At 40.6% G+C, this 12,229-nt stretch carries 9 protein-coding genes; 1 reads left to right on the top strand and 8 read right to left on the bottom strand.

Annotated features, from left to right (window positions below; genetic code table 11):
• Nucleotides 1-335 precede the first annotated feature (335 nt).
• Nucleotides 336-869, top strand: a complete 534-nt coding sequence (locus FD12_RS02085; protein ID WP_056981417.1) for an HdeD family acid-resistance protein — start codon at nucleotides 336-338, stop codon at nucleotides 867-869.
• Nucleotides 870-967: 98 nt separating this feature from the next.
• Here the strand turns inward: FD12_RS02085 and FD12_RS02080 are convergent, their stop codons facing one another.
• From FD12_RS02080 to FD12_RS02045, 8 genes are all read right to left on the bottom strand, one after another.
• Complete coding sequence (locus FD12_RS02080; RefSeq protein WP_054747585.1) at nucleotides 968-1,723, bottom strand: M15 family metallopeptidase; 756 nt, start codon at nucleotides 1,721-1,723, stop codon at nucleotides 968-970.
• Entirely contained in the window at nucleotides 1,724-3,160 is a 1,437-nt protein-coding gene (locus FD12_RS02075; RefSeq protein ID WP_056981415.1) for an APC family permease, read from the bottom strand.
• 1,398 nt (nucleotides 3,161-4,558) lie between these two features.
• Nucleotides 4,559-6,115: a hydantoinase/oxoprolinase family protein gene (locus FD12_RS02070; RefSeq protein WP_054747583.1), complete on the bottom strand. Its 1,557-nt coding sequence runs from the start codon at nucleotides 6,113-6,115 to the stop codon at nucleotides 4,559-4,561.
• Complete coding sequence (locus tag FD12_RS02065; RefSeq protein WP_056981413.1) at nucleotides 6,112-7,203, bottom strand: DUF917 domain-containing protein; 1,092 nt, start codon at nucleotides 7,201-7,203, stop codon at nucleotides 6,112-6,114. The genes FD12_RS02070 and FD12_RS02065 overlap by 4 nt, the downstream gene beginning before the upstream one ends.
• A 6-nt stretch (nucleotides 7,204-7,209) precedes the next feature.
• The gene (locus FD12_RS02060; protein ID WP_056981411.1) at nucleotides 7,210-8,487 is read right to left on the bottom strand and encodes a cytosine permease; all 1,278 of its coding nucleotides are present in this window, start codon (nucleotides 8,485-8,487) and stop codon (nucleotides 7,210-7,212) included.
• 18 nt (nucleotides 8,488-8,505) lie between these two features.
• A complete protein-coding gene (locus FD12_RS02055; RefSeq protein ID WP_054747581.1) occupies nucleotides 8,506-9,255 on the bottom strand; it encodes an aspartate/glutamate racemase family protein in 750 nt (249 codons plus the stop codon).
• Between the two features lie 157 nt (nucleotides 9,256-9,412).
• The gene (locus FD12_RS02050) at nucleotides 9,413-10,963 is read right to left on the bottom strand and encodes a PucR family transcriptional regulator (RefSeq protein ID WP_162258717.1); all 1,551 of its coding nucleotides are present in this window, start codon (nucleotides 10,961-10,963) and stop codon (nucleotides 9,413-9,415) included.
• Between the two features lie 70 nt (nucleotides 10,964-11,033).
• A complete protein-coding gene (locus tag FD12_RS02045) occupies nucleotides 11,034-12,182 on the bottom strand; it encodes a glycerate kinase family protein (RefSeq protein WP_054747575.1) in 1,149 nt (382 codons plus the stop codon).
• Nucleotides 12,183-12,229 lie beyond the last annotated feature (47 nt).

The raw sequence follows: 12,229 nt of genomic DNA, 5'->3' as shown, positions 1-12,229 counted from the left end.
AATTTCCTTTTTTGCAAAAGTATACCAAAACTCAATTTAGATCTCAAACAGTTTCTCAGCCACAGTTAGCCAAACGATTACTAAGAAAGAAAATGACTTGGATCACCAGTTAAAATCCCTCATTGCTCACATTAAACATCAACTGAAGGTTCATTTAAACCACGCTTTCCTAAATGTTTATGCCAACTTAATTTGGTTACCATTCCTGTCCCTACTTGTCATTCCAATATTCGACTTTAAGACCCACCAAAAAATCTGATAACCTGTTACTAATTACTGTTGTTTTGATAACATTTCTCGTATCATGAAGACAGTAATAAGTTGGGGGAGATCATATGTACTCATTTATCAATCAAATTAGAAATTATGTTTGGCTCAAAAGTTTGGCTTATATCATTTTTGGCCTACTGTTCCTGTTTGAACCACATGAAACTTTGAACATTTTTATTATCATATTGGCAGTCTTTTTCGCGGTGTTTGGCATTATCAACTTGATTTCTGGCTGGTGGCAGCGATCCCACGATGATATCACCAGCTACAGCCTGACAATGGGCGTCTCACAGTTGATTATTGCGCTGATCATTTGGATATTTGCCAAACCATTGCTTGCCTTTTTGCCATTTATTGTCGGCCTGACGCTGGTTATCATGGGCATCTCCAAAACGGTTGACGGCATTCAACAGCATCGTGAATACGTGAACGTTTCGCCTTTTCCAAATAGCCTGTATGGGATTTTGTTGGTCTTAGTGGGCATCATGCTGATGTTTAATCCATTCGGCACTGTGTTGGTGGTTCTCCAATTCTTCGGGGCAACCTTAGTGGTCATATCGATCTTGGATATCGTGATGGCTTGGCGCTGGAGTCGGTAATTTTTCAAAATATCACAAAAACAGATCCATTCCAATTTGAAGTTAATTGCACTTCAAAAGGAATGGATCTGCTTGTCTTTTTAATAATTTCATTATAATCATTCAAACGGATCCCGCCAAGCAAATTTAGGCTTAGCCGACCCATAAATGGCGGTGTCCTTTCCTGACTTCCAGGCCCAGTTTTGATTGCCATAGTCGTAATGCCACCACTCATCGGTATAGTTGGTAAAGCCAGCACTTATCATCACTTGGTACAGAAGCCGGCGGTTCTTAATGATCGTTATCTCTTTTTCGGTCAATGATTCATCCTTAAGACGTTTTTCTTCAAAATACGTCGTCCTAGCAACCTCCGTATGATCATCAAATGGCGTTCCAAAATCCAATAGATGACCACTAGCGTCTGCAATCGACAAATCAACCGCCCCACCCGTATTATGCGGTGAAGGCCTTTTCGGATCTTTGGAAGGTGGGGCAACCGTAATCAGGGTGCGGGCAGTTAACTTTTCTTCTGATAAATCCGGGAACAGCCCACGCAATTGATTTTTGAGAGTATCGAATAAACTTTTCTGGGTGGGATTAGAACGCCAGACATCAAATAGGACAAACTTATAGCCTTTCGGAAGGCTAGCCGCTGCCTTAATTAGTCGATCATAGGCTCCTTGACGAATGAAAATTGGCAACACCGTCCCATCTAATCCTTGATAAAAATATTCTGGAAACGTTAAGATTCGTTCTGGGTAAAACGCCGCCTCAATTAGCGGCTCCCCTGATTCTTCAATCAACGGATCATGAGACAATTTCCAATCCCACGGTTGTTTTGAAACCGGAATGGGTTGGTCAATATCGTTAGCCATTTAAAGAACCTCCTTTGGATTACTTGAGACATTTTTAGAGTTAAGTAACTGAGAATCTGCTCCCATAAATTCTTCCGAAACAGATTGTTCGCCCTTTTGAGTAAAGTAGCTTACTAGCCCAAAGCCACACCAAATGGCTAAAATAATGTATTCATATGGCCAAACAAGTGAAACGGGGGTTCCCGGAATCAATGTCAAACCAGCTACCCCAAGCGCAATCACCCCACCAAAAGTTGGAAAGAACAAATGCTTGTTTTTGAATCCACCATCCAGGTATGGGTATTTGCGCCGAATCTTCAACAAACAAAATGTACTAAATGACCAAGCTAATGCTACGAGAAAGCCACCCATATCAAGGAAATAAACTAAAGCTCCTTTCCCGAGCCAACCCATTCCAAGAACGAGTGCTAAGACCAGCCATAATGCATTGACGGGCGTCCCATATTTTGGATGAACTTTCGTAAATCTTTGAGGCAGGATACGGGCTCTGGCTAACGAAAAGACAAGACGGGATGCTGCAGTAAACAGCGTCATGGCACTCGTTGCCAACCCCAAAAATGAAATGGCGTAGGCAAAAACACTCAGGATTGGAAAACCAGCTGCTTTGAATGCATCAATTGTCCCCATTTGCATACCGGCAGTCTGCTGCCAAGGGTACACCCAAGCTGATGATAGCAATACCGAAATGTAATAAACCGCAGCGATTACAATTGATAAGATTACCACCGTCCCGATTCGTTTCTTCGGAAATTTTGCCTCTTCTGCCATGATTGCGACTGATTCCCAGCCAGTCAGAAAGGTCATTGCAGGTAAAATAAATCGAAAAATTGAAGATACTTTATCTTGGCTTTGTGAAAAAGCCGGGAGAAAATTAGCAACGTTTCCCCGTGAGAAGCCGACGACAACCAGAGACAAGCCAAGAACTACCAATAACAGAAACATCAATATCTGCACCCGACCAGTTAATTTGGCACCAAAATAGTTAATCAAAAAAACCAACAGCATGATCGCAATTCCAATTACTAATTCAGTTAAATAAACTTTAACGCCTGCAAATGAATAATACGGGCCAATTGCAATTTGAGGAAAAATCGTTGAGATGAGCAAACTGGATGCCGTCACATAAAATGCCAACGTACTAATATATGCCCCGAGTAATGCCCAACCAGCAAATAATGATCCTTTTTTTCCAAAAGCCGCGTAACCATACACAACTTCCCCGCCTGATCGAGAGAAAGTTGTTGAGAGCTCCGCGAACGACAATGATACCAAGACTGCAAGACAAGCCGCGGCTAGTAACCCAAATATTTCGCCGCCGGCACCATAAGTCTTAAAAAATTGACTATTGGTATAAATCCAACTGCTGCCAATGACGCCACCGGCTCCTAATGCGATCAGTCCAAAGAAGCTAATACTATGCTTAAGTGAATGCTCCATCTAATGGCCTCCAATTCATTTCATGTAATATCTTTTAACATGAGTTAAATGAATTGTAGCATGATTATCAGGGTTGTCAATGTATAAATATATATAATAGTGCGTTTATTTAAATTACATATTCATTTATTACATGGAAATGTTAGGAGAATGCTTTAGATGCTTTCGGTTTTTGTTGCTTTAATTAAAGCTTTAATTGGAATAACAAATATGCATAATTATTAGCACATGGTTGAACAGCACTGGTGAGGTCATCACTTTTTATTACATACATTTTTTCCAAAATATATGTAATAAAAAGTTACATACACTTGCCGATAATTCTAAATCGCCGGCCGTGTTCATTTCAAAAGGTTAATCAAGCTTATCCAAACCAACAAAATTCACATTGTTTATCATTTCACAATATATTATAATAGAGGTGTGGAGATTTAGGTATCCAGCTAATCGCACTTTGAATCTTGCTGTACTGCATACACCTATCATATTCAGCTTTAAAGCGGGGGTCCTATAGTCTCAAAGTTCTGAGGGAACTTGTTCGAATCAACTATCCGTGCTGATAGTTATCAATATTTAACGCGGGAATACAATTAAATCAATCATTGGACATTGAGTTGAAATAATCGGCTTTCACTCAAATGGCAGCCTGATCGGGATCTCCAACCACCGAAATACCACTTAGCTGGTCGATTGCGACCAGATTACTCGCAGGTTTGACCCACGATTTGACTTGATTTAGTTGAAACTATTGATAATCACTTTTAATGCGGCGGATAATTGAACATATTAGCGTGATTAGCGCAACTGTCCACACAAAAAGGCGACTTCTTCGTTAAAAAGAAATCGCCTTTTACTGTGGTTACTAATTAAAAGACATTGTTTCACGTGTAACAATGTCGAAGACTTATATCGATTCACTCACAGACTCGATTCTTATTTAATTTAATCATTTTTTTATTTCATGACACGTTAATCGAAATATAACCTTGTATAAGCAACTTTGATAATCTGTTCTTTCAATACGTTATTACTTCTAATAAAATGAAGTCTCATTAGATGGTTTACAGACCCTTGAACAAATTCAAAGTTCCGTCCTTGAAGATTTGTCTCTTTGTTTTTTGTAGAATCATTAACCTCAAAAGTTACCCAAACAATTTTAAATTCCCTGCTTGATAATTAAAAATTAAATTCTGAGGTTTTAGTTGGGTTGTCCGATTACTGCCTATGATTTGCCAATCTATAAAAAAGATCCATCACTTGAATGAGATTTTTTTGTGTTCACTATTAATTACCATGGAAATTAGAAAATTATAAACACTATTTTTCGTATTAAAAAAGCCATTTCAATAACCTTAGCTTTCGGAATGGCTCGTGCCGAACTACAACGGTAAATAATATTTAATTTAACTCGCCAACCACCTTAATTCTCACTTTGGTCGTTTTACCAGGGGCATATGCGAGTGGAGTTTCATTTACATCAACAAGTTCCAATGTACTTACGTTAGCTCCGGCAGCAACTGCCTGATCTTCGGCAAAACTGCGGGCGTCATTTAAGGCATCCTCTCGTTGAACTTTTTCGTACGAATATAATTTTTCGAAGTCCCCACTGACCTGAGCAATTGATGCGCCAATCGCATTTGCAACCGACCCTTGAGGGTGTTGAATAATTGTTTTAACCCCCTGCAGTTGTTTAGGAGCAATAATTGCCCCACCACCTACGAGAATCAAATCAACATCGTCACTGCTGGTTTTCATTTGATCAATGGCATTCTCAATAATTTCTTGAATCTTATCTTCAACCCGTTGAGCAAACGCCAAGCTAATTCCGGCAACATTTTGATATTCGCCAACATCTGACTTGCCTAACCTAACAGCGATATCAGTAGTTGTCATCGTTTTGCCACCAAAAACCAGTGATTTCTCTTCAATTTGATAGCCAACACTTTCAGGACCAATAGTAATGTCCCCATTATCGTCCTCAGTAACGATGCTACCACCACCTAATCCAATCGAAATGATATCAGGCATTCTAAAATTAGTCCGAATTCCGCCGACATCTACCGCAATTGAAGATTCACGTGGGAAACCATTCACGAGGACTCCCAGATCAGCTGTAGTGCCACCAATATCCAACACGACCGCATTTTTCGAATCAGCCAGATATGACGCACCCCGAATACTATTGGTTGGACCGCTGCCAATGGTTAAAATTGGATAATGGCGCGCATAATCAATCGACATCAATGTCCCATCATTTTGACATAGATAAGTCTTAGCATTTTTAACGCCTTCATGAATCAGTGATTGTGCAAATCCGTTTGCCGTCCTTTGAATAACGTTATGAAGAGCAGCATTTAAGATTGTTGCATTTTCCCGTTCAATAAGTCCGATAGAGCCAATGGTTGAAGACAATGAAACTGGAAAGTCTTCTCCATATTCCTCTTTGATGATTGCTGCAGCTTCATTTTCCTGTTCGGGTTTAATCGAGGAAAACACCCCAACAATCGCAATTGATTCAACCTGACCGCGCCAATCCTTAAGCAATTGTCGTAGCTCGTTTCCATCAAAATCAGAAATCGGATTGCCATTATATTCTGCACCACCGTGAAGAATGCTGTACTTGCCAGAAAGAACCTTCACCATATCTTCGGGCCACGCAGTATAGGGAAGAATTGACACTGACGCTGGATACCCTAATCTGATAATTCCCACTTTTGCTAAATTCTTCCGTTCGACAATTGCGTTTGTGCATTGAGTTGTCCCCAACATTGCATGCGTAATCATGTTGGGATCAATCCCAGAATGATCAATAACTGTTTTCATTGAATTATAAATACCAGTTTCAATATCTGGGGTCGTATGTGATTTAGTACTCTCAATCACATTAAGTGATTCATCAAGAATGACTGCGTCCGTATTGGTTCCACCAACATCAATTCCTAAACGATATTTCATACTTCAACCTCCTCATTAATTGATTCAATTGTTTTATAGTCAAAATCATAGCCGAAGTATCTTGGTCCGACTGTCTCAATTCCCTTTGGTGTCCGCCATTTTTTATCAGCTGGCAAGCCTAAGACTGTGATCCGCTTACCATATTTAATTGATTCAGTAGTACTTGGTAATAGATTATCCATATCGGCCAAACAGATTAAGTCAGGAACACTGGTAACGATCTCATCATTTCGTTTAGCAATCAGGTTCTCATTTTGAAATTCAATCACCATTTGCTGATCCTTATAATCATTTAGTCCTTGAATTGTCATTTCACCATAGTTAAAGCCATCGCGGGTTTCTCTTGATATATCAACGATTTTACCGTCAAACAGATGGAAACCTTTTGTTAAATCAAGTAGCTGGTTTAATTGCCAGTCCTTTCCTTTAGTATGGTTTTTAACAATTTCTCCAACTTTTTCACATCGACTAATAATCCCTCTGATACCATTTTTCTTCATTTGCTGACCAGTTGAGGGATAAAGAGAAACTGAGGCACTGGCTCCCATCTCGACAACTTGATCTCTAGCCAATAGTTCCGACCATTTATCGGTCACGGTTTCCAAAATACTCAAATTTCCCTTCTCATCAGTAACAACCATGGGCGTTGCTGAGACACCGCCTAAATGGAAAGTTGTCATTTGAAGCTCCGGAAATGCTCTTCCCATTCCATCACAATCAACTAAGGGAATCCCCGCTTGAGCGGCAACAACGATTGGAATCATCGAATTAACTCCACCGGCCTCCATTGGAAATGTTCCCGTGATTGGCTTACCAAGGTATTTCCCAAGTCGATTAAATGCCCGAGTAAATTCATCACCTTTAGGAAATTTTTCGGTCATAACTAGTGGCGCTCCCATGGAAGCAGCCGGCATATAAATATCATCATTATCAATTTCATCAAGCGATAACAATTTTACAGGGCCATTTTTTTCAATTGCGGAAATTGCCATCATCATCCCAACATATGGATCACCACCACCACCGGCGCCAAATAACGATGCTCCAGTAGCAATATTTTTAACATCTTCTTTATTTAAATATCGCATTGTAAATTACCTCTCTTTAATTTGAATGTTTTGTTTAACTCGTTGTCGAACAGCCACTTTTTGTAATATTAGATAAGCGAAAAAGGACAGAATAATCCCAGTTAACGGATTAATTTGTGGGTGGGCAATATTGGGTATCAGGCCCATGATAACTGGCACGGATGCCACAATGCCTCCTATCAACCAGGCAATAATGCCTGACCATTTGAATCCAGGATTTGATTCCCAAAGATTTGCGTTGCCACGATGCGTTATCCAATATGCTGCAGACATGACACCGGCAACTGGGGGAATCATTGCCCCTAAAATATTCATAACGGGGGTAAAATAATTCATAATACCAATGATTGCCAGGCCCGTTCCAGACAAACCCACCAGAAATACTGTTATTTTTTGGTACCGATCTGGAATATTAAAAGCGTTCACGACGGCAATACCACCGGAGAAAGCATTGATAACATTCACTTTCCAAGTTGCCAACACTAAAGCTAAACCACCAACAAGCGGAGAGCCAATCCTCATGAACACACCATTCAAGTCAGCATTATGATAGACGATTGTTAAGATTGCCCCAACTCCGATCATCAAGACACCGGCTGGGATTACTCCAAAAACGGCTGCTTTAACAACATCACTTCTCTTAGGGGAATATTGGGAATAGTCACCAGCAATGACTGCCCCAATCGCAAATGATCCTAATGTAATCGTCAGTCCAGTACCAATCGGCAAATTAGTTGCCGGATGGTAGGCATTAATTTGAGAAAAACTGTTTGATTCAAGAGCTTGGTAAAGTCCATATAAACAAACTCCGATCAAATATGGGACTGCCACATATGTAAGAAGCCGAATCACTTTAATCCCATATATTGCGGTAACAACCATAATCATCCCCCAAATAAGAGATGAAATTGAAACGGGAATTGTTACCCCTAGATTTTTTAGTAAGCTGGCAAATGCTTCACCGCAAACATTTGCCTGAATTCCAAACCAGCCGAGGCAGCCAATTGCAATGAGGATCGAAATCACCCGTTTAGAGCCTTTTTGGCCAAAAACCTGTTCGGCGACTTTGACAGTTGGTTTGCCTAAATCTGTACTCTGCATTCCTTGAAAAATCATGATTAAAACAACTAAGGCATAACCAATAAACGCAGTTAAGAGCGTCTTAGTAAGTGACATTCCTGCTACCAATGTTCCACCCAGAAGTAAGCTTGGGATTGACACCAGCGCTCCTGCCCAAACAAAAGCAAGACTAATCCAATTCTGATTTCTCTGATTATTATTCATAAAAAAGACCTCCTCATGTTATTCTTGATCAACTTTTTCCTTTTCCGGTGGCGTCATGTATGTTTGACGACTTGGGTGAATTCCTAAGCGGGCATATAATTCTGTGAGCAACATGGCGCATTGACCAGCTTCTAACACTGGCACATCATATCCATCCGCTTTAAGTCGTGAGGTCATTTCTTCAACAATCCCCGCAATTCCAGTACACCCCATCACTAGGACACTCACATGATCATTCTCGATTGCTAATTTGCATTGTTTATATAGATTTGTCATTAATAATTTTCGATTTTCAAGCTGCAAAACTGGTATCCCCAAGGTCCGGATAGTTGTGACCCGAGAACCAAGGCCTGCCCTGGCAACGGCGCCTTTGAGCATTGGGACAACGTTTTCCAAAACCGTCACAATCCCAACTGTATCTCCCAGCCCGAGTGCTAAATAAATTGCTGGTTCAAAACCACCAAAAACTGTGATCGGTAATTTTTCTCGAGTTGCTCGGACCCCTGGGTCGCCAAAACAATTAACAAAAATGCCATCGTAATCACGATGAGTCATTTCTTGACTCGCCGTCTTAACAACTTCGGGGGCTGCGAAAGCCTCATCATACTCGCTCTCAATCGTAATCGGTCCAGTACCACCAATTTGAACATGGTCCACCTTTGTATTCGGCATTAGATACTGCTCCATGTCTTCCTTCATACTTTGGCTCAGGATCCCTTCGGCAACAACTGGTACAATATCTAAAAGCCGTATTTCCTTATTCAACATTAGCAATTACCTCACTTAATAAGATAAATGATAATCAATCTAATCATTTTCTCATTTATTTAATTGTTAACGATATTACGGTCTTTTGGAACAATTGTCATTGGTCTTTATGACAAAAAAATAGCGTCTCCTTTTGTCTCATTTGACAAAAGGGACGCTATACTGGGTCTCCGTTGATGATTCTGTATATGGCAGAAGCTTGATAAATCAAAGATGAATCGGGCATTAGGCCCACCTTAAACCCAAAATAGTTATTCAGTTTCTTAAGTCGATACTTTGCTGTGTTGCGATGAATAAACAATAATTTTGCAGCCTCTTCGATGTTTCCACGGGCATCCAGCAAGAATACTAATAGGGTTTTGATCATATCAGTTGATAATTGTCCAATCAGTCCCAACTGTGAATTAATTAATCCACCACCATGATCAATTAGTTCTTGACATGACTTTGAAAATAACAAATCCTGACCAGAAAATATCGTCCGCCGGGGAAAAATAATTTGAGCTACTGGCAAATACTGATGATTATTAAGATAAGCTTCCCGAATATTTCCATCACCGTGTAAGTCATTAAATCTCGTTGTCGTTATTTTTAATTGCTTCTGATCACTATACTGTGAGATTGCAGCCTGCCAATCATGCCACTCTTGAAGCGTTGAGGGCCGATTGACTGGTAAAATCAAAATTTCGTCATGATAGATCTCACAAATTGCAATATTCGCTAACGCGCGAGTTATTCGCACAATGTCCGCTTCAGCATTATTCAGATTATCAATATTTTCCAAGTTGCTAACTATTAGGAGCATTGATAAAGATTGGATCTTGATATGGTTTTTATTGGCTAATTGGGTGATCTTTTGAGGCTCGTTTTGAATTATCGCATCGAGTAACGCTGCCATTTCATTGTTAGACGAACCAACTTTCCCCCACAGATTCAGGGATATCCGAATCGTTTCAACGGCCTGCTTCTGGGTTGTGTGAGTTAATTCTCCGTGTTCTTTACAAAGAACTAAGGTTTGATTGCTCTTACCCAAGCCATGAGTGTAGACATGCATACCATCTGGTTGGTTTTGTCGTCCAATGTTATTTAAGATCCGTTTCCAATTCAAGCTATTTGTTTGCGGCCATTGTTGGGAACTAATTAATTGATCCTCACTATCAACAAGAGCTACCGATGCTCTCAATCGATCACTTAAGAGTCGTAAAACCATATCAAGATTCTGTTGGTAACTCGGCATCGAGGAAACTTTTTCAACTAGCTCGGCAGAAAAGTTAGGATTCTCAATTTGATCATTAAAAACAGAAAACATGATTTCAGTGATGACACTACGGTATGTCAACTCAGGCTCGTTTTTTGGCATTAAAATGATTATAAAGTTATACTCATCCGCAACTTTAATTAATCGTTGATCGACTTTTGGTAGGATTAATCCAACATAAAAGAGAATGAGTCCAAGTTCACCAGCCTTTGCTAACGTTTTAATATTTTCGCATTGGGCTTCAACATCATCACGAACGCTTGCAAAGGCTGTCAAAACTAATTCATCATTATTAAAATTGATGTGTTGGTATATCTCAGCTTGGGTATTCGTAATTTGCGAATATTCCAAAACTGAAACAGAGGCAACAACTTTGGTAACAGCTGGTTGTCCGGCAATTACATTTGCATTCTTCAGAGATGGTAACCCAAGAATATCTTTTACCGTCACACTGATAAGCATCACCTTCAATTAGATTATTTCTAATAATCTTATCACGGTGTGAGAAAAAAATAAAAGATCACTTCGCCAACGTCTTCTTAATCAACCTCGCAATATTTTCCGTCACCTGAGCGACATCGTGGGTTGCAGTATCCAAGGCATCCTGCAGGGTTTTAACTCCTGCCACGCTGGTAAAGATTGCGTCGATTGATTTGTCAGAATAAAGTTCATTGATGCCATCCCCGACACTGCCAGCAATCACAATAACAGGTGCTTGAGGGGCCACCTGTTTGGTCGCCAAAGCAACACCATATGGGGTTTTCCCAAATTTAGTTTGGAAATCAATCCCGCCTTCACCGGTGAAGACAAAATCAGCCCCTTGAGATTTTTCTTTAAGGCCACTATATTCAACCACAATGTCAACGCCCTTCTCCATCGTGGAATTCGTGAATGCTAACAAGCCTGCCCCTAAACCACCAGCAGCACCGGCACCCGGATAATTAGCCAAATCCTTATCAAGGTCTCGCTGAATAATAGCTGCGTAATGTCGCAGATTGCGATCAAGCGTTTTAACCATCTCCGGGGTGGCGCCCTTTTGTGGCCCAAATACAGCCGAAGCCCCATCATCACCAACTAATGGGTTCGTCACATCAGAAGCAATCAGGATTTCCAAATTTTGAATCCGCGGGTCAACTTTTGACGTGTCAATTCTTGCCAACTGATCAAGGCTGCCACCGCCGACTTCAATCTCCTTATCCTGCTGATCGAGTAAGCGGACCCCAATCGCTTGGGCCATGCCAGCGCCGCCATCATTGGTTGCACTACCGCCAATCCCTAAAATCAACTTAGAGATGCCATGGTCGAGAGCCTTTAAAATTAGTTCTCCAGTACCAAAAGTTGTCGCAATTAAAGGGTTGTGAGTCTTCTCGTTAACAAATTGAATCCCACTGGCTTGGGACATTTCGATGACGCCGGTCTTACCATCACCAAGAATGCCAAATTTGGCATCGACTTGATTTTTCAACGGTCCAGTCACTTTTTCCGTGAACAGCTTACCATGAGTGGCATCAACTAAAGATTGAACGGTTCCCTCACCACCATCAGCCATTGGCACCAACGTGTAATCTGCATTGGGATACACGCGGGCAAGGCCGGTTTTCATCGCTTCTGCAGCTTGCTTAGCAGTTAGGCCGCCCTTAAATGAATCAGGTGCGATCACAAATTTCATACTTTTTGTCCTCCTGCAATGTCTTAAAATAATTCATCTAAAACTGG

It is taken from the genome of Lentilactobacillus rapi DSM 19907 = JCM 15042 (assembly GCF_001436255.1).
GTDB lineage: Bacteria > Bacillota > Bacilli > Lactobacillales > Lactobacillaceae > Lentilactobacillus > Lentilactobacillus rapi.
The sequence above is the reverse complement of the archived record's forward strand: the minus strand, read 5'-3'. Positions and strand labels throughout refer to the sequence as shown.

Bases quoted from the DNA above. Each gene is read 5' to 3' on its own strand.
- FD12_RS02055 (WP_054747581.1), bottom strand. From the start codon at position 9,255: ATGTTGAATAAGGAAATACGGCTTTTAGATATTGTACCAGTTGTTGCC.
- FD12_RS02085 (WP_056981417.1), top strand. From the start codon at position 336: ATGTACTCATTTATCAATCAAATTAGAAATTATGTTTGGCTCAAAAGT.
- FD12_RS02045 (WP_054747575.1), bottom strand. From the start codon at position 12,182: ATGAAATTTGTGATCGCACCTGATTCATTTAAGGGCGGCCTAACTGCT.
- FD12_RS02070 (WP_054747583.1), bottom strand. From the start codon at position 6,115: ATGAAATATCGTTTAGGAATTGATGTTGGTGGAACCAATACGGACGCA.
- FD12_RS02080 (WP_054747585.1), bottom strand. From the start codon at position 1,723: ATGGCTAACGATATTGACCAACCCATTCCGGTTTCAAAACAACCGTGG.
- FD12_RS02065 (WP_056981413.1), bottom strand. From the start codon at position 7,203: ATGCGATATTTAAATAAAGAAGATGTTAAAAATATTGCTACTGGAGCA.
- FD12_RS02060 (WP_056981411.1), bottom strand. From the start codon at position 8,487: ATGAATAATAATCAGAGAAATCAGAATTGGATTAGTCTTGCTTTTGTT.
- FD12_RS02075 (WP_056981415.1), bottom strand. From the start codon at position 3,160: ATGGAGCATTCACTTAAGCATAGTATTAGCTTCTTTGGACTGATCGCA.